Origin of the sequence: Staphylococcus sp. HMSC34G04 (genome assembly GCF_001838765.1) — a bacterium.
GTDB lineage: Bacteria > Bacillota > Bacilli > Staphylococcales > Staphylococcaceae > Staphylococcus > Staphylococcus epidermidis.
Genome location: NZ_KV838748.1, coordinates 1 through 19,396, shown reverse-complemented (window position 1 = coordinate 19,396; position 19,396 = coordinate 1). Strand labels below are relative to the sequence as shown.

The 19,396-nt window shown below is 29.7% G+C and carries 14 protein-coding genes and 6 pseudogenes; 11 read left to right on the top strand and 9 right to left on the bottom strand.

Annotated elements, in window-relative coordinates; translation table 11 throughout:
• The 5 genes and pseudogenes from HMPREF3241_RS09070 to HMPREF3241_RS09050 form a co-directional block, all read left to right on the top strand.
• The coding region (locus HMPREF3241_RS09070; RefSeq protein WP_141763185.1) for a Csa1 family protein at window positions 1–270 on the top strand (270 nt) is incomplete at its 5' end.
• Window positions 271–610: 340 nt separating this feature from the next.
• Window positions 611–1,396 carry a tandem-type lipoprotein gene (locus HMPREF3241_RS09065; protein ID WP_002505875.1) on the top strand — a complete coding sequence of 262 codons (786 nt, stop codon included), beginning with the start codon at window positions 611–613 and terminating at the stop codon, window positions 1,394–1,396.
• Between the two features lie 353 nt (window positions 1,397–1,749).
• Complete coding sequence (locus tag HMPREF3241_RS09060; protein ID WP_002455953.1) at window positions 1,750–2,637, top strand: mechanosensitive ion channel family protein; 888 nt, start codon at window positions 1,750–1,752, stop codon at window positions 2,635–2,637.
• An 88-nt stretch (window positions 2,638–2,725) separates the two neighbouring features.
• Window positions 2,726–2,968 (top strand): annotated as a pseudogene (locus HMPREF3241_RS09055) (hypothetical protein); the annotation flags it as partial.
• A gap of 309 nt (window positions 2,969–3,277) precedes the next feature.
• Window positions 3,278–3,463, top strand: coding sequence for a hypothetical protein (locus HMPREF3241_RS09050; RefSeq protein WP_002505873.1), 186 nt, complete (start codon window positions 3,278–3,280; stop codon window positions 3,461–3,463).
• Window positions 3,464–3,711: 248 nt separating this feature from the next.
• Here HMPREF3241_RS09050 and HMPREF3241_RS09040 read toward each other — a convergent pair whose 3' ends face one another.
• The gene (locus HMPREF3241_RS09040; RefSeq protein WP_010959355.1) at window positions 3,712–4,122 is read right to left on the bottom strand and encodes a DUF1433 domain-containing protein; all 411 of its coding nucleotides are present in this window, start codon (window positions 4,120–4,122) and stop codon (window positions 3,712–3,714) included.
• A gap of 593 nt (window positions 4,123–4,715) precedes the next feature.
• On the opposite strand from HMPREF3241_RS09040, the gene HMPREF3241_RS09035 reads away from it, so the two are divergent.
• Complete coding sequence (locus tag HMPREF3241_RS09035) at window positions 4,716–5,573, top strand: hypothetical protein (protein ID WP_049382997.1); 858 nt, start codon at window positions 4,716–4,718, stop codon at window positions 5,571–5,573.
• Window positions 5,574–6,182: 609 nt separating this feature from the next.
• Here the strand turns inward: HMPREF3241_RS09035 and HMPREF3241_RS09030 are convergent.
• Both HMPREF3241_RS09030 and HMPREF3241_RS09025 read right to left on the bottom strand, forming a co-directional pair.
• A complete protein-coding gene (locus HMPREF3241_RS09030) occupies window positions 6,183–6,542 on the bottom strand; it encodes a hypothetical protein (RefSeq protein WP_002487258.1) in 360 nt (119 codons plus the stop codon).
• 317 nt (window positions 6,543–6,859) lie between these two features.
• Entirely contained in the window at window positions 6,860–7,840 is a 981-nt protein-coding gene (locus HMPREF3241_RS09025; protein WP_070592471.1) for a tRNA dihydrouridine synthase, read from the bottom strand.
• A gap of 200 nt (window positions 7,841–8,040) precedes the next feature.
• Between HMPREF3241_RS09025 and lqo the strand changes: the two genes are divergently transcribed.
• Complete coding sequence (lqo, locus tag HMPREF3241_RS09020) at window positions 8,041–9,525, top strand: L-lactate dehydrogenase (quinone) (RefSeq protein WP_002497178.1); 1,485 nt, start codon at window positions 8,041–8,043, stop codon at window positions 9,523–9,525.
• A gap of 898 nt (window positions 9,526–10,423) precedes the next feature.
• Here lqo and HMPREF3241_RS09015 read toward each other — a convergent pair.
• Entirely contained in the window at window positions 10,424–10,918 is a 495-nt protein-coding gene (locus HMPREF3241_RS09015) for an isoprenylcysteine carboxyl methyltransferase family protein (protein WP_058703107.1), read from the bottom strand.
• Between the two features lie 564 nt (window positions 10,919–11,482).
• On the opposite strand from HMPREF3241_RS09015, the gene HMPREF3241_RS09010 reads away from it, so the two are divergent.
• A complete protein-coding gene (locus tag HMPREF3241_RS09010) occupies window positions 11,483–14,599 on the top strand; it encodes a CDP-glycerol glycerophosphotransferase family protein (protein ID WP_070592466.1) in 3,117 nt (1,038 codons plus the stop codon).
• A 62-nt stretch (window positions 14,600–14,661) separates the two neighbouring features.
• Here HMPREF3241_RS09010 and HMPREF3241_RS13205 read toward each other — a convergent pair.
• A pseudogene (locus tag HMPREF3241_RS13205) lies at window positions 14,662–14,940 on the bottom strand (replication initiator protein A); the annotation flags it as partial.
• 134 nt (window positions 14,941–15,074) lie between these two features.
• Here HMPREF3241_RS13205 and HMPREF3241_RS13375 point away from each other — a divergent pair.
• Window positions 15,075–15,408, top strand: a pseudogene (locus HMPREF3241_RS13375) (hypothetical protein).
• 715 nt (window positions 15,409–16,123) lie between these two features.
• Here HMPREF3241_RS13375 and HMPREF3241_RS13195 read toward each other — a convergent pair.
• The 4 genes and pseudogenes from HMPREF3241_RS13195 to HMPREF3241_RS08985 form a co-directional block, all read right to left on the bottom strand.
• On the bottom strand, window positions 16,124–16,267 hold the full coding sequence (locus HMPREF3241_RS13195) for a helix-turn-helix domain-containing protein (protein ID WP_002447545.1): 144 nt from the start codon (window positions 16,265–16,267) through the stop codon (window positions 16,124–16,126).
• Window positions 16,268–16,310: 43 nt separating this feature from the next.
• Complete coding sequence (locus tag HMPREF3241_RS08995) at window positions 16,311–17,075, bottom strand: AraC family transcriptional regulator ligand-binding domain-containing protein (protein WP_002447544.1); 765 nt, start codon at window positions 17,073–17,075, stop codon at window positions 16,311–16,313.
• 38 nt (window positions 17,076–17,113) lie between these two features.
• Window positions 17,114–17,923 (bottom strand): annotated as a pseudogene (locus HMPREF3241_RS08990) (oxidoreductase).
• A gap of 106 nt (window positions 17,924–18,029) precedes the next feature.
• Window positions 18,030–18,412, bottom strand: a pseudogene (locus HMPREF3241_RS08985) (helix-turn-helix domain-containing protein); the annotation flags it as partial.
• Between the two features lie 99 nt (window positions 18,413–18,511).
• Here HMPREF3241_RS08985 and HMPREF3241_RS12395 point away from each other — a divergent pair.
• Together HMPREF3241_RS12395 and HMPREF3241_RS08980 are read left to right on the top strand one after the other, a co-directional pair.
• Window positions 18,512–18,669: pseudogene (locus HMPREF3241_RS12395) on the top strand (IS6 family transposase); the annotation flags it as partial.
• A 298-nt stretch (window positions 18,670–18,967) separates the two neighbouring features.
• The gene (locus tag HMPREF3241_RS08980) at window positions 18,968–19,219 is read left to right on the top strand and encodes a KxYKxGKxW signal peptide domain-containing protein (RefSeq protein ID WP_070853612.1); all 252 of its coding nucleotides are present in this window, start codon (window positions 18,968–18,970) and stop codon (window positions 19,217–19,219) included.
• The last annotated feature ends 177 nt before the right edge of the window (window positions 19,220–19,396 follow it).

The window sequence follows — 19,396 nt, the reverse complement described above, 5'->3', positions numbered from 1 at the left end:
TATAAAGACGGAGAGATATCTTACAATCCTAATGTGCCAAGTTACTCAGCGCAATATCAATTGAACAATTATGATAATAATGTTAAACAACTAAGAAAAAGATATGATATTCCCACGAATCAAGCTCCTAAATTATTATTGAAAGGTACAGGAGATTTAAAAGGATCCTCTGTAGGTTATAAACATCTTGAATTTACTTTTGTAGAAAATAAAAAGGAAAATATTTATTTTACTGACAGTATAAACTTTAACCCGAGTAGGGGGAATTAAGTATGTATCAAACTGAATATAAAATAAAATCTGGTAATATAATTAGAAACTCTGAATAAACAAGTGCAGTACCTAAAATAAGTTCTGAAATTGAAAATGCAAATCATAAAAGAGATGAAAGCTGAAGAAAAGCACTGCTAACACTAAAAATGAGACATTGCCACGCTTTCAGTAAAAAATTTAAAAGTTCAGCTAAAGAAGATTGGGTAGTTTTTAAAATCTCTGAATTGTAAATAAGTAATAATTTAATGACTATTAGGGACTATTTAATTTAGAAGCATATCAAAGTGAAGCATTTTGTAAAAGTATAAATAAAGTAAAATCAGAAAGATGTGAGCCAATGCGTTATCTCAAGAAAGTAACTATATACATAAGTTTATTAATTTTAACGATTTTTATTGGAGGATGTGGTTTTATAAATAAAGAAGATAGCAAAGAAACGGAAATCAAACAAAACTTTAATAAGATGTTAAACGTGTATCCTACTAAAAATCTAGAAGACTTTTATGATAAAGAAGGTTTTCGAGATGAAGAATTTGATAAAGGAGATAAAGGAACTTGGATTATTAGGTCTGAAATGACAAAACAGCCAAAAGGTAAAATTATGACCTCAAGAGGTATGGTTCTCTATATCAATCGTAACACTAGAACAGCCAAAGGGTATTTTTTAATAGATGAGATAAAAGATGATAATAGTGGTAGACCGATAGAGAATGAAAAGAAATACCCTGTAAAAATGAACCATAATAAGATCTTTCCAACAAAGCCAATATCTGATGATAAATTAAAAAAAGAAATTGAAAACTTCAAATTTTTTGTACAATATGGAGATTTTAAAAACTTAAAGGATTATAAAGACGGAGAGATATCTTACAATCCTAACGTTCCTAGTTACTCAGCGCAATATCAATTGAACAATAATGATAATAATGTTAAACAATTAAGAAAAAGATATGATATTCCAACCAATCAAGCCCCTAAATTATTGTTAAAAGGGGATGGCGACTTAAAAGGATCATCTGTAGGTTCTAAAAATTTAGAATTTACTTTTGTAGAAAATAAAGAAGAGAATATATTTTTTACAGATGCAGTACAATTCACTCCTAGCGAGGATGATGAATCATGAGTCAAACAGATTATCAAATAAAACCTGGTAATATAAAAGGTAATTTTGAATAAACCAGCGCAGTATCTAAAATAAGTTATGAAATAGAAAATGCGAATAATAATAGCTTGAAAAAATGGCAAAGGTTATTCGATGGATGGTTTTATGATTACACCTGGAAGTGACTGAAAAAATCAGTACTCTTAAGATGATTTTTTATATAGAAATTCATAAAGCATCTTTCATCACAAAGTGAAGGGTGCTATGTTTATTTATAAGTGTTATATTTAGAAATGACTTACTGCTCATTATCTATAAAGATTTATACATTGAAAATATTAATTGTTTTAACAATAGGAGGTCATGTTGTTATTATGAGTCAGTTTAAGGACACATTATATAAACTATTTGAGCCAATGATGAAAATAGAGTTCTATCAAAATCTTTTGGTTAATCTTTTAATTATACTTGCTTATATCTTGATGGGTATGATTGTAATTGCGATATCAAGAAAGTTAGTTACTAAATTTTTCAACGTTAATGAAAAGAAAAAGAACCGTCATAAAATTAAGAGAAGTGAAACACTATCCACATTGATTCAAAATTTAATAAGTTATGTCGTATGGTTTATTGTCCTTACGTCAATACTTTCACGTTTCGGTATTAGTGTATCAGCAATTTTAGCAGGAGCTGGAGTTGTTGGTGTTGCCGTTGGTTTCGGAGCACAAACAATTGTAAAAGACATTATTACTGGTTTCTTTATCATATTTGAAGGACAGTTTGATGTGAGTGATTATGTTCAAATTAATGCATCTGGGGTAACAATTGCTGAAGGTACGGTTAAAACGATTGGTTTAAGATCAACACGTATACAATCAGATACTGGAGAAATTTATACATTACCTAATGGTATGATTAGTGAAATAGTTAATTATTCTGCTACAGATGTTTCACCTATTGTGATGATACCGATTTCTCCAAATGAGAATTATAAAGTAATAGAAGAGAAATTATTAACATTTTTACCTACATTAAAGAATAAATATGACATATTTGTATCTGCACCAGATTTACTTGGTTTAGATAGTGTTGATGGCAATGAAATGGTGATTAAACTTTTAGCACATGTTAAGCCCGGAATGCATTTTCCAGGACAACGTTTGCTTCGTAAAGAGGTCATACAATACTTTAGTGAAGAAGGCATTCATATTCCGAAACCAACACTTGTAAAACTTGATAAAGAATTGAATAAAAAAGAATAGTCTGTAGATTCATTTTTTATGTGAAAATTCATAAAGCATCCCTCATCGCAAAGTGAAGGATGCTTTATTTTTATTATGATAAGTCATGAGTGATAGTGATACATCTAGTGATAATAAAGTTACACGTAGTAATGTGATAGATAAAGTTGAAGCGTATGAAGGTCATCCATTAGATACTGATACGTATACATTTAAAGAACCCGAACAGAACGAAGACGGAGATTGGGGCTTTTCTATTTTAGATAAGGAAGGCAACCTCGAAGGTTCTTATATTGTGACATCTGATGGTGAAGTTACAAAATACGATGAAAACGGGGGAGAAATAGAGTAAAAGTATATTCAACTGTCGAAATTAAAAATTTAGAAAAAGAAAATTGATTTCCCAGGAAATTGACAACGTTAGCATATTAAAAGCTAGCGTTGTTTTTTGTTTGTTTAACATTAATTCTTTGTATTTTCAATTTTTATTTTCTAAGCACTTCAATTTTTCTTGATGGATGGTTTGAAAAATATTCAAACACATATGGATTGAGCAAAGATTTTTAGTTTTATGGCTTTTAAAGTTCAATGCCAATGATACAATTGGAATAAATCAAAATTTTTAATAAAGTAAAAAATGAAGAGGTGATAAGTTATTCAAATGAATCATTTTGGTAAGCTTCATCGTATATCATTAATATTAAATATTATGTTTTTAATACTCATGCCTAAAATCTATAGTTTTGATAATATTTATTTATCAATAATTTGGACTTTGTTAGGAATAGCAAATGCTGTCTACTTATTGATTAAGCGAAGACAAGAAGGCACTATTAAACGTAAATGAATTAAAAAAAACTCACTTATTATGATGTGCACTCCAGAAGTTGGACTAAAATCTATCTTTGTGGGGTGTTTTTTATGATTGAATATGATAAATTTTATTTTAAATTTAAAGTTTTTCAAGAATATTTAAATGGTTTAAAAATCAAAGTAAGAATAAAAACATCAAAGGCTTGCCTCCTAAAAAATTGTAGAAGACAAGCCTTTAAAATATTACACTAAATTATACTTCTTGTGGTTCAGTATAAATTTTTAATGTTCTTTCTTTTTGTCTAAATCTTTTTTGATTTCATCGGGTGATTTAGATTCATTAGCCGATTTAAGTAATTTAAATATTTTAACGTCTGCTGTAAGTCCGCCTCCAAATTGATAATTGTTTTCAGGTGATGCAAATGCAACAAAATCATCTTTTTTATTGTTATTGATATAGCCTTCAATAACAGCGTCACCCATTGGTCCCTGTTTTAAACTTGTGAAATGGACAGATTTGATAGTATTAGGTTTTTTGGTGTTGTATTTAAGATAAAGCGTGATACGTTCTTGTTGCTCTTTGTAGTAGATTTCTTTTTGTTTTGCTTTTTCGTCATATTTCATTTTGAGATAGACACCTCCAAAAATGATTAATATGATACTAATAAAGATCAAGACTTTCTTTTTTGACATAAATGTAGTTCAACAACTCATAATTTGAGGTTACCATATCAATAGCTTACATAATAAAATTGTTTATTTATTCACGATATTAGACGCACGTATCGAGAAATCAAATCATAAATTATAAATATTAATAAAAATGATTTTCTACAATAGATGTTTATTTGATTTTGATAACGTCCTATTATGTTAACTCTAATAGCTTATTACAAAAATAAGATCTATAAAGTTATTATGTTCATTTTAAAATAGCCTCCGCGAGGTTGTTTTACTTGCTTAACTCTTTGTGTAACAGTTGCCATATGTATGCTCCTTTACGCTTAAATTTTTAAGTTGAGTTTTGACCTCTGATTTTACTATAGGCATCATGTTTTTAGGTGAAACTATATAGTAACAACCTATATTATCTCATACAATGTATTGGTTTATTAAAGACTTAAATATTTAGTCTAAGAAGTGTATTAATTACCTATTTTTGGATTTTTCATATATAATTTTTATAAAAGATATATAAAATGATGCTTTTTGAACTATATTGATTAATGTAAAGATTTAATTTATATTAATGTTAATATTTATATTTTTAGAAAGGGGTCTTTAAATTGAAAAGAATTCTGGTGTTAAGTTTAACGGCATTTTTAGTTTTGGCTGGTTGTAATTCAGGTGATAAGACTGATACTAAAGATAAGAAAGAAGAAACAAAGCAAACTTCAAAGGCAAATAAAGAGAACAAAGAACAACATCATAAGCAAGAGAATGATAATAAGGCTTCAACTCAATTGTCAGAAAAAGAAAGGTTAGCATTAGCATTTTATGCGGATGGAGTAGAAAAATATATGTTAACTAAAAACGAAGTGTTGACAGGCGTGTATGATTATCAAAAAGGAAATGAAACAGAGAAGAAACAAATGGAACAATTGATGTTAGAAAAAGCTGATTCGATGAAAAATGCGCCAAAGGATATGAAATTTTATCAAGTTTATCCGTCTAAAGGACAGTTCGCTTCAATTATTGGTGTAAATAAAAATAAAATATTTATAGGTAGTACGCAAGGCGCACTGATTGATTATCAAACATTATTAAATAATGGCAAGGAGTTAGATATTAGTCAATTGTATGAAGATAATAAAGACAATCGCTCATTGGAAGAAATGAAGAATAAAATAGAGATTGTTGATAGTGGAGCAGCTCAAAAAGCTGATGATCCTGATAAAAATTCTGCAAATACGATGGCACATATGAGAAGTCAAATTTATGAAAAAATAAGTGACTTTGATGGTAAGTTAGATAATAAAACTTATCTATGGGACAATATTAGAATCAATGACGATGGTAATTGGACAGTTCATTACCGTAATCATGATGGTGAAATTATGGGTACTTATAAGAGTGAGAAAAATAAAATTATTAAACTTGATCAAAATGGAAATAAAATTAAAGAACAACAAATGTCTAATTAAATGACAGGCGTTTAAAGCGTTTAGAAACGTGTTGTTTCTAAACGTTTTTCTATATAAAAATATAAATTGTGTATGAGATTTATGAAAATACATTTACAAGGAAATAGAATAAATAGAGATGATAAAGACATTTCTAATGTAAATATCGAGTCTCTCAGTGTTTATGTTGCAAGTTCAAATTGAGTTAGAAAGGTTGTTTAATGTCACGTTCAATATACTAAATGCTTGGTATTAAAATAAGCCAAGGTATATTCATTAACTGTACTTTGGCTCAACTTATGTTATACCTGTACTTTATATTCAACTTCACTTCTTTTTCTTATCAAAATACGGTACAACAAATATTACAAATAAAGCACATGCAATAGGTAACAAAGAACCTAAATTTTCCAATTCATTCACTCCTTTTTTGTGTACAATATCAACACTATTATTCTTCATAAACACGCTTAATTAATATTATTGCGTCATCAAGTAACATCCTGATACCTAATCAGCCTACTGATGAATCAAATTTGAAATAAGAATTTTTAATTTTGTCACCAACTGACTATATGTTAAGAATCCATTAGACATTTATTTAGGCTATAGTCCTTTCTTTATAAATTTTTATTGATATAACTTTATTGATTGAATAGTTGTCTTTTCTGGAAGGAAGTTATATTTAATATTGATTGTAAGTCCTGCGGGTTTTTGATTAATATCTAAACGATAATAACCAATAGGCCCACCCCCTTGGTTATCTGTCGCATTTTCGAACTCGGCTTTCTTTATGGTTGTTAAAAATTGATATGTCTGTTTATCCTTAGCAATCTTATGAAGTTGCTTTGTGTCATGATGTTGTATGGATTGATTTAATTGTTGTTCACTTGAGTGAATCGCCCACATGTCGAAGAAGAAAAAGTTAATAACAACATAACTACAGGCTTGGATAAAGAGAATAGCAACTATAAAAATCAATTTTTTCATTGATATGCACCTTATTTCTAATGAAATATTTGCTCCTTATATTTAATTTATCATAATATTGTTCAGTTTAACTTGAAACTCATGATGTTCAATATATGTTCATCATTCTATATTTTGTATAAAAACATGGACTATATTTAACAGTTTGCTCATTTACTTTTTGGCCCACTATATGTTTAAGTGATCAGTCTAAAACTTATTTTTATGCCACTTTTGTAAATTGCTCGAGATTTACTACTACTAAATATTAAACAACCTCCCTCTGACTCAACAGGGGGAGGTTCATTTATTATTTATTATATTTACCGCTCGCATGCTTATACTTCTGATCGTGCATCCATACGTGCTTCAAAAGTATCGAGTAGTTCTCTTGCTTCGGCAATAGATTGGGTGTTCATTAATTGATGGCGGAGTTCGCTAGCGCCTCTAATGCCGCGTACGTAGATTTTGAAGAATCTGCGTAAACTTTTGAAGTGTCGGGATTCATCTTTATCATATTTTTCAAATAAAGAGAGATGCAAGCGTAATAAACCTAATAATTCTTTGCTTGAATGTTCGCGTGGTTCCTTTTCAAATGCGAATGGGTTATGGAAGATCCCTCTACCAATCATAATGCCATCAATACCATATTTATTTGCGAGTTCTAGACCAGTTTGTCTATCGGGGATATCACCATTGATAGTTAATAGTGTATTTGGCGCAATTTCATCACGTAATGTCTTGATAGCTTCGATTAATTCCCAGTGTGCATCTACTTTACTCATCTCTTTACGGGTACGTAGATGAATGGATAAATTTGCGATATCTTGTTCGAAGACGTGTTTTAACCAGTCTCGCCATTCATCGATATCGTAATAACCTAAACGTGTTTTTACACTGACCGGTAGACCACCCGCTTTAGAAGCTTGAATGATTTCGGCTGCCGTTTCAGGTCGTAGAATTAAGCCGGATCCTTTACCTTTTTTCGCAACATTTGCGACAGGACAACCCATATTTAAATCTATACCTTTAAAGCCCATTTCTGCTAAGCCGATACTCATTTCTCGGAATTGTTCTGGTTTATCGCCCCAGATATGCGCTACCATTGGCTGTTCGTCGTCACTAAAAGTTAAGCGTCCGCGCACACTATGAATACCTTCAGGGTGGCAGTAACTCTCAGTATTGGTAAATTCAGTAAAAAATACATCTGGTCTCGCTGCTTCACTGACAACATGCCGAAAGACAATATCTGTCACGTCTTCCATAGGTGCCAGAATAAAAAACGGACGTGGCAATGTACTCCAAAAATTTTCTTTCATGATTTATTTAAACCTTCTTTATAATAAAAATCTCGAATTTTTACGCATGATGATATTACCATAAAACTCACATAGCTGACTACAACTTTTAAATAAATGATTAGTGAGCCTTTTGCGCTTATTTGTTTAATATATGTTTAAAGTGGTAAAGTCTATATATGTACTATTTTAATATTATAAATTTAGAAAGGAACATGTACATGAGTGAAGCAAATCATAAAAACATCGTTGTTGTAGGTGCAGGAATTATTGGTACGTCAGTAGCGACAATGCTTTCAAAAGTAAGTCCTAACTGGCATATCGATATGTTTGAAAGACTAGAAGGCGCTGGTATTGAAAGTTCAAATGAAAATAATAATGCTGGGACAGGCCATGCGGCATTATGTGAATTAAACTATACAGTTGAACAAGATGATGGTTCAATTGATGCATCTAAAGCGCAAGAAATTAATGAGCAATTCGAATTATCTAGACAATTCTGGGGTAATTTAGTTAAAAATGGTGATATTTCTAATCCTGAAGAATTTATCCAACCATTACCTCATATCAGTTTCGTTATGGGACCAACAAACGTTAACTTTTTAAGAAAACGTTATGAAACACTTAGAACAATTCCAATGTTCGATAATATTGAATATACAGAAGACATGGAAACAATGAGAAAATGGATGCCATTAATGATGGAAAACCGTGAGCCAGGACATCAAATGGCAGCAAGTAAAATTGATGAAGGTACAGATGTGAACTATGGTGCATTAACGCGTAAGTTAGCACATTACTTAGAACAAAAATCTAATGTTTCATTAAAATACAATCATGATGTTGTAGATTTAACACAAAGAGAAGATGGCAAATGGGAAGTTGTCGTTGAAAATAGAGAAACAAAAGAAAAAGTAACTAAAATAGCAGATAAAGTGTTTATTGGTGCTGGCGGTCACTCTATTCCGTTATTACAAAAATCTGGCGTTAAACAAAGAGAACACCTAGGTGGTTTCCCAATCAGTGGTCAATTCTTAAGATGTACAAACCCAGATATTATTAAACAACATGCGGCTAAAGTTTACAGTAAAGAACCTCAAGGTAAGCCACCAATGACTGTACCACACCTTGATACACGTTATATCAATGGTAAACAAACATTATTATTTGGTCCATATGCGAATATCGGCCCTAAATTCTTGAAATTCGGTTCAAATTTAGACTTATTCGAATCAATCAAACCATATAACATTACTACAATGTTGGCTTCAGCAGTTAAAAATGTACCTTTAATTAAATATTCAATTGATCAAATGATCAAAACTAAAGAAGGTTGTATGAACTATTTAAGAACATTTATTCCTGATGCTAAAGATGAAGATTGGGAACTTTATACTGCTGGTAAACGTGTTCAAGTAATCAAAGATAGTGAACAACACGGTAAAGGTTTCGTAGTATTTGGTACTGAAGTTGTCAATTCAGACGACAATTCTATGATTGCATTATTAGGTGAATCTCCAGGGGCTTCAACATCATTATCAGTTGTATTAGAAGTTTTAGAGAAAAACTTTGCTGATGATAAAGAAGCATGGGAACCTGTTGTTAAAGAAATGGTACCAACATACGGTCGTTCATTAATTAATGACGAAAAATTAATGAGAGAAACACGTCGTGAAACTTCTAAAAATTTACATTTAAATAGATAAGTATTTAAAAAATAGAATGATATGTCACGAAATAATGACATGATGTGTGCACCTCGTAGCATTAGTTAGAATATCTAATGTTACGGGGTGTTTTTTATAGGAAATAGGAAGGAGGTGCGATTTAATTGAATAAGGGAGATATGTGCGATAGTGAGACATAAAGACAAAAAATGAACAAGTTGAGTGAATACTAGAAACGTATACAATACTTGATTCTATAAAAGTAAAAGAAGAGTTGTTTAAAGGTATAAGACCGTTGTTATGTCGAAATATGTTTGATTATTCTATTTGTAAGTATTATGTCGGTGTTGTGGAGGATGAAATTTATTATTTCAACGGATGAAATATTGAAAAATTATTTTTGATCAAGATAGATTTCAAGATTTATTTTAAAAAAATGTTTTAGATTCTAAAATTTAACAAAGTACAGTGACAAAAGAAGATGATTTTGGTGAAGTCATAGATAAGAAAATGAGATTGTTAAAACACTTCGGAGCACACTTCATTATAAAGTGAAGGTGTTCTAAATTTATGTTTGCTCATCTTTCACACTGTAAATCAAAACCTGCTTATAACATACATGTGTATCAAATTAAAACAAACGAAATTACCTAACTCATGTGTTTGGCTATATAATATAAAGGTTGAGTGACGAAGTGTGAGATAACAAAGGTGAGTGTGAGGGTTGTCTGACGTAAGACATACAGCACTCTAAAAAATAGCTCACCTATCTCCACCATTAATAGAACAGTTTGCAAATGGTAATTCTGAAACTTATCACTGGCATATCTACGTCTTTGTATTAAAAACCTACAGTCCGTACGTTTAAATAGCGCATTTTTCAAAATGTTGCTTTAAAGATGTGCGTTCTGAGTAGCGTGATTGTAGGCTTTTTATTTTATATATTCATTAAATTCTCTTCTTGACGAATCCGTGCAATTAAGAAATAAGCATATGGAACTAATAAGAGTGTTGTGTATGTAGCATGTGTTAGTAGCAATACACCGATTAATTCGGGAATGATATTAAAAAAATAGTTTGGATGTTTTGTTACTTTATATAATCCTGATTTGATAATAGGGTGATTTGGCAGTATAAATAATTTCAATGTCCAAATACGTCCTAGTGTCTTTATGACTATAAATAACATGATATAAGCGACGATCAATATGATTAAGCCAATGCCGTTAAGTATACTAAATGTATCCTTATGAATAAATGTTTCTATAGCTGCACTCATGTAAATGAATACATGCGTAATGGCTAGATATTTTGAATTTTTCACACCATATTCCACAGCGCCCTCTACCTTTAGCTGTTTTGCGTGTTGCATAGATATCTTTAAGCTGATGAATCGAATACAGAAAAAGATAAATAAAATAGTTAAAATCATGATGTCCTCCATTGTTTGTTATATATATTCTTTTGCTCGTACAATACAAAGTATTTTATAGAGAAAATGTTTCAAATGCCATTAACTAATTATTAACTTTAGCACCAACTCATAACTCTTCTAACACCTCACATATTAAGTTCAACTTTTCGGATAATCTAATAATTTTAGGCCATATCAAATAGAAAGTCTTAGTTTTATTGTTTAACAAAATCTTAATATCATCAAAAGTTCTATAAGGTTGATAACATGTCATTCTCTACAAGTATGGACATTTTGTGTTAGTGAATATGATGGTTCGAAACAAAAATATATTTTAAAAACCATGCATTTATAATGCGAAGATTTGATATAATATAATTATTATTTATAAATGCTAATGTATGCTTTAAAATAATATAGTTAAAAAATAAATGCGTGATAATATAGATAGTTTATAGCGTTGTCATAATGTTGAGTATTGTAACTAGAATCAATAATTCATCTGACTAATAGTTTTACAAGTTTCAAATAAAGACGAAGTGTACTGAAGCAATACAAAATACGAAAGGTATTGAGTTAAACATGAGGAATAAAAAAATATGGATATTTAATGCTACTAATGACTTTGTAGGTAATCCTAAATGGTTGTTCATATATGTGAATAAATATAGAAAAGATGTCGATGCATATTGGATGTGTGATAATGTTCATGTGGTAAATTACGTTAAAAGTTTAGGATTCAATGCTGAATTATTTCATTCCAAAAAAGCAGAAAAGATTAAAAGCGTGGCAGGTGTATTTGTCGTACATCAAGTGAAAGAACATATCCCTGTAAAATTTGAAAATGAAGTCGTCATACTAAATCTATGGCATGGGGTCGGTATCAAACCTATAGAGCGATTTGTTGACTCGCCAGGAATTAGATATCGTACATATAAAAAATATATCAAGTATAATGAGATGTACCATAATAACCAATTATTTTTGGTCACTTCACCGCTTATGGAACAACATTTTACAAAAATGCTTAATTTAGATGAAGATCAAATCATCCGAGCAGGTTATCCAGCGAATATGTTTAATAAAGCTGAATTTAGATCTTTTGATTATTCTATTAAGCGGCATAAAGGTTTAAATGCTGAAACTAAAGTAGTCTTATATGCTCCTACTTTCAGAGATTATAAGATGAATAATTTTTTTGGTGAAGCTATACCTGATATGGCAAAGCTTCTTAAAACTTTAAAGAAAAATAATATTTTGCTAATTATAAAATTACATTACTTAGTTAAAAATGATGTGAATTTCACCACTGCCAAAAAAATGTATGAGAACCATCCAAATATTTTGTTTTGGGATAATAAGAAAGACATTTATGAAATATTCGACCAAATAGATTTAGGAATCCTAGATTACTCATCTATTTATTACGATATGTTAGCTTCAGGAGTTAAAAAGTTCATTAGATATATTTATGATTATGATAAATATATGGAAAACAGAACTTTAGTATATGATTACAAAGAAAAAACTTCAGGTGTGATTGTTTCAAGTTTTGATGAATTATTAAAAGCTCTAGATCAAATTGATGCTATAGAAATTAACGAAAAGAAAAGTAAGGAAATTATAAATGAATTTTGGCAATATGACCAGGACGATAAAAATGGTTTTGAAAAAATTATAGATACAACTTTAAAATTTAGTATTAAAAGGAAACAATTACCTAAGTTATATAGCTTTGATATATTTGATACGTTGATACAAAGAAAAACATTAAGACCAGATGGTATTTTCTATTATGTTAAAGATAAGTTATTAAGAATAAGTACTGATATACCGATATATGTAATACAAAATTATCCACGTATTAGAATCCAATCAGAAAACTATGTTAGAGATTATTATAAAAAGTCTGAATTTATTCGTGATGAAAAAAGAATCGAAATAAGATTTATAGATATCATTAACAGAATTAAAAATATTCACGAGCTCACAGATGATCAGGCGCAACTTCTATATAATTTAGAAATTGAAGCAGAAATAGCAAATGTAGAAGCAAAAAAGGATAAAATTAAAGTGCTTCATAACTTATTAGACAGTTATCAAGACGTCATTCTAATAAGTGATATGTATTTGCCTAAAGAAGTTATCTTAGAAATGTTATATCAAGTAGACCCTAGATTAACTGAATTACCTCTTTATCTATCAAGTGATATAGGTAATCAAAAATCAACTAGTACACTATATTTAGATGTGTTTGAAGATTTAAAGTACAATTATTCAGAATGGATTCATTATGGGGATAATAAGCATGCAGATTTTAATGTTCCTAAAAAGTTAAATATCAAACCTATTCATCATACAATAACTAAATTTAATGGGTATGAAAATAAAATTTTAAATAAGAATAAGAACTATGATACATTCTTACTTACAACACAAATAGCAAGATTTCGTGAAAATGATAAAAGTAGATTAAATTACTATGTATACAGTTATATAAGTAGTTATTTCATACCATACGTGAGCTGGTCTATTAAAAAAGCAATTAAAGAAAATATTAAGACGCTTTATTTTATATCAAGAGACGGTGAGTTACTTAAAAAAATTGCTGATGAAATAATATCAGTGAAAAAATACAATATCAAAACTAAGTATATATATGGGTCTCGTAAAGCCTGGAGAATTCCTTCGTTTATTAATGAAGTGGACAAAGAGTTTTTTTCGCCTTTTGGTAACTTTACAGGGTTAACGAACTTTGATAGTACCTTACGTGCGTTGCATATCAGTGAACAAGAATTTGACGAGATATTTCCACAGTTAAAACATATTAAAGGATGTTCTGAATTCACAAAAAGTACAAAAGAATTAATTAGAGTTTCTGCTCAAAATAATAATAAATACAAAAATTTATTACTAAAAAAAGCTCATGAAGAACGTAAAATTGTGAATGATTATTTAATTCAAGAAATTGATTTCTATGAAAAATTTGCTTTCGTCGAATATTGGGGAAGAGGTTACACGCAAGATTGCTTAGATCGACTTTTAAATAACATTAGCGATCAAACAATTAATACGATATTCTTCTATGCAAGAAGTATTTATCCAACAGTAGGAACATCAATCAGATATAACTATACTAGTAAAATGACATCATTAATATTTATTGAATCTATATTTGCCAATATGCCATATCAGAGCATTCCGGGATATCGTAGAAATAACAACATAGTTGAACCAGTGATAAATTTTAAAAATTATAATAAACAATTATATGACGCAATGGACAAGATATTGCCACTATTCATACAAGAATTTTTTAATAACAAATATATAGATGAAGATGAAGTTGAACGTAATTTCTATGATTTTGGTGTTGAGTATTTTAAAAATAATCCTGAAGATGACTTTATCGTTAAATTCTTTGCACCACTCAAAGATTCAGTCATATTGTATGAACCAGAGATAGAATATGCACCTGCCATTAGCTATAAAATGGCTTCTCAAAAGTTGTTAGGAAAAAAAGTCCCGTTAAAAACTAAAAATAAAAGAATGTCATTAAAAAGATCGCCAAGAGGAGTTCAAAAAGCATATCAATTTCACATTAAATATTTAAAAAACAGAAAATCAAAAATTATACGACAACTTCTGAATAATAGAGTGATTAAGGTTATTATGAAGTTAAAAACTATTTTAAAATAATGAATTAATTTTAATAGTTTCATTGGATAGCAATAATTGAGTCTGGGACATAAAGTTCCAGCCTCCTTGTTATACCGGTCTTCTATATTATTTTCTCGTTTTGAAATATAGTATATGTCAGCTTCTGTTACTTCAGGTCTTTTAATATATAATTTATTTGGATTACTAATATTTAATATCGACTTGAGTTTTTCATTGGTATAAATAAAAAATATATCTCCATTTTTATCTATCCAGTTATTTCTTATAGATAAATCTAAACGATCTCTCAATATGGACCAAGTTATTTTGGCATCATTAGACAGATTAGTATATTTAGAATTTGAAAAGAGGTAATAAAAAAGTTATAAGTATGTTTATATGTAATTTCAAAATAATATTCCCATATATAAAAGGCTATTATATATAGCGTATAAACCTACATAAACCCTGATATATCAAGTATAAATAATATATAAATATATGGAGGCGTTATATGAAGATTATGAAGCAAATCGCTGATGAATTAAACGTAACAAAGATGACTGTTTATAATAATGCTAAAAAAGCAAATGTGAAATTTCAAAAGATTGAAAGTGTAAATTATTTATCTCCCGAAGATGAAGTTATAGTAGCTAATAGAATAAAAAAATCAACAAATATTAGCTTTAGAAAGTAATAAAAAGATTCAAAAACTAGAAAATCAATTAGAAGAAGATGAATTAATGAGTTATAATAATCTATCTGAAGAAATAAATACTAATAATTATGATGATAAGGTAGAACAACCACCTAAAAAGGGTTTCTGGAGGCGTTTGTTCGGTAATTAATTCTATTAAAAAGACACGCACGATCAGTTTATAAGCTTATCGTGCGTGTCTTTTTATGTGGATCAAACTTCTGATAATCATAGCTTATGTTAACTCAAAACACGAGAATAAGAACTGATATTAGGGCGTTTGTCGACATTAAAGAGGTTTGGTAAGTATTGGATTTGCTAGCTACTGACGTGGCAACAGCATTTGATAGTTAGGAGAAATCTCCTAAGCCCTTTATCTTTTTGCCAAGGTAAATAGGAAAGTTTTATTAATTGCTGGTGATAATACACACTCTAAATATCATTCTAAAGAGGTTGCTAACTTAATTCCGACTCAAACTGAGTTAGTGATTATACCTGATGCAGATCACTGTGATTTATATGATAAAAAAGAAAAAATCCCATTTGATAAATTAGATTCATTTTTTAAAGAACTATAGAATTCCGTACTCTAATATTAAATTTAACCAACAAAAAATTAATATGGAATGCAAGACCTTCATTAATAAAACAATTACTGTAGAAAAAAAGAGTACTAACTTGCACTCTTTTTTCTTGTGTTTTTATCAAAATGTCAATTCCATCACATTTTATGCATTTTGGGACGCTGTGAAACGCCCTCACTTGCATTGAAAAAATTTTATCAAAGATATACACATACGTACGTTGATCTAAGCACTTCAAATCATTATGACGTTCTCTATATTCTCTTTATGTTCTAAATCACTTTAATAAGTTTCTTTAAATTCAGTGATAGTTTGCCCTGTCCATTTTTTAAAAGCTCGTAAAAATGAACTCGTTTCTGAATAGCCAATTAAATAAGCTACTTCGTCAATTTCTATATGATAATTTTTAATATAATTAATAGCCATTAATTTTTGAACTTCCTGCAATTGTTGTTTATATGTTGTATTTTCAGCAGATAGATTTCTTAAGGCCGATATTTTTAGCGATATCCTCTAATGTGAAATTTCCTCTAGGTATCAAATTAAATAATATAGATTGAATAGTTGAGGTGAATTTTTGATTATTAGATAATTCTGCTAATCTATGATTAAATTCACCTTCTAAAAATTCCCACATGACATTATTATATGTCGCGAAAGGATATACTAAATCTTTTCTATTAAAAACAAGCAAATTTGAATCTGTTTGTTCGACATGTATATTGAATGTTTTAGCTATTATATCACTATAATTATACGGAGAACTAATCGCTATAGGATCTATTTGTTTGCCAGTGCCAGTTCTTAACAGGCTCAAGACAAGTAATTGTTCATTTAATACCGCAAATTTTGGAAGTGCTTGTTCGGGATATAAGAAAGAAAAATGAATAGCTACTGTTTGATCATGTTGCGTTATTTCAAAATTAATAGGACCTATGAGTTTTTTACATTTACTCAAACGTTCTAATGCAGCTATACCGTTTTCAGCTGAAAGCGCAGCAAAAATCGGTGGTATGAACATATTAATATTTTTTACATCGCTAAATACTAATATTTGCTCATCTGTGACATATTTATCCATTGTTTGTAGTAATCTATAATATTGCTCATTTGAAACTGTTAATTCTTCTTTCCACATATAATTGGGTATGTCTGATTCTGCTAAAAATTGCTCAAAGCGCATACCTAAACTTTCAATAAATGCTTGTAATTGTTTACTAATAGTTAGTTTCATTTTACTACTTTCTTATATTTCATTCTTAATTATTTAATTTAACTCGCAGATTTCATGATTTTATCGAATAATCTTGTTGGCAAAATAGCGTGTAAAAAGACAAGAGGTTTCGCTGCAAATCCTATTAAATAGCGTGGTTTAGGTTTATTGCTGTCAATCGCTTTTGAAATCGCTTTTGTAACCACCATTGGATTAGAAAGCATATTTGAACTATATTGTTTTCTCATACCTTTTGATGTTTTTAAGGCAGTTGCTTCATATGCGCCACCTTTAGCTGAATCAGCCAGTTTATCAGCAGCTATGAATCCCCAATCTGTCTTAATACCACCAGGCTCAATTACAGATACATCTATGCCAAATTCTGCAACTTCCATACGTAAAGCGTCACTAAATGCTTCTACAGCGTATTTTGTAGCATGGTATCAAGCACCAAAATACGTAGTTAAACGCCCACCCATAGATGACGTATTAATTATTCGTCCTGACCTTTGTTCTCTCATGTGTGGTAAAACAAGTTGTGTTAATCGTGCTAATCCAAACACATTCACTTCAAATTGTTGCTTTGCCTCTTCAATTGTTACATCTTCGATTGCACCATATGAGCCATAGCCAGCATTATTTACAAGTACATCAATACGTCCTTCTGTTTCAATAATCGTATCAACAACCAATTGCATTGATGATTCATCTGTCATATCTAATTGAATCGGTTTAACTTTTTTTAAACCTTCCAAATTTTCGACTCTACGACCAGCACCATAGACAATATTACCCTGATTTGCTAAATATGCAGCAGTTTCATATCCAATACCACTTGTTGCGCCTGTTATTAAAATTACTTTTTTCATCTAAAAGACCACCTTTAATTTTTATTTATATATAGTATATATAAATATCCATAGTGATTTAATGACAATGTACGACTATATATTTCCATTTGACGCCAATATAGTGTCAGAAGCTCTCATTGTTATCGTGTTTAATTCGATAAACAGTTTGTCTTGTGATATTAACCTCTTTCGCAATTTTACTAATTGCTTGGCATTCTTCTAACATTTCTACTACACGATGATAATGATACGTTTCTGAGGATCTTTCGCATTCGGTGAATAGAGTAAAGGTCGCCCTTTATATATTCCTTTGTCTTTCGCGACTTGAATCCCTTGTGCTTGTCGACGTTTACTTTCATTTCTTTCTTGTTCTGAAATCATTGCCAAAATTTGAACGATTAAATCTTTCATAAACTTATCCAATAATGGGTTACTGATGACTTCATTCATCATAGGTAAACTTGTAATCATCAACTGAACTTCTTTCTTCTTTAAATAACTTACAGTAAAGAGGATATAAGAAACGAAAATCAGTCTAAAAAAGTTTTTGGAGTAGACTATTTGGTAATTAAAAATGAATGTAAAAGAAACGATATTACCTTCATATTAAAGATAAGAAAGACAAGGAATCAAAGTATAAATATGGAAAGAATGATTTAAAAGGTATTGAATGTATTTACGCTCTATATAAAAAGGACCGCAAGTCTCTTCAGATCTACGGATTTTCGCTATGCCACAAAATTAGCATCATGCTAGCAAGTTAAGCAAACACTGACATGATAAATTAGTGGTTGGCTATATTTTTTTAATTTGCAACAGAACCATATTTTATTCTTACTTTATATAGATATCGTGAAAATTGGAGATTATGCCTGCTGATTAAATATAATTAAAGTACTGTATATTTTATAAATCTATAAAATATAATAAAATAAATTAATTATATTATTTTTTTAATTTGAATTGCTTCTATAAAGCAACGGTGATAATATTGAAACATAAAAAATTTGGTTAATGGGTAATATTGCAATTAAATGATTCAATTGAATGATGGAGGGAAATATGACAAAAAAGATCAAACAGTTTAAAGATAGTTTTAATGAAGAAAAAGCAAGAGTAAGGTTGTATAAGTCAGGTAAAAATTGGATTAAAGCTGGTATTAAGGAAATTCAACTACTTAGAGTAATGGGTTTACCATTCAATGGTCAAAAAATTACAGATAAAGAAGACGTAAATGCGAATAACAATAGCAACAATATGAAAAAAAAATATTTCGAAAGCATCGGCAGTTATTGGTGGGGCTTTTACTTTTAATATGCTAAATGATCATCAAGCGTTTGCTGCATCAGAAACGCCGGTAACTTCAGAAATAAGTTCTAATAGTACAACTGTAGGCGATCAAACATCTACTAAAGAAAGCAGAGACAGTGCCGCAAGTACAGAAAGCAAAGACAGTGCCGCAAGTACAGAAAGTAAAGACAGTGCTGCAAG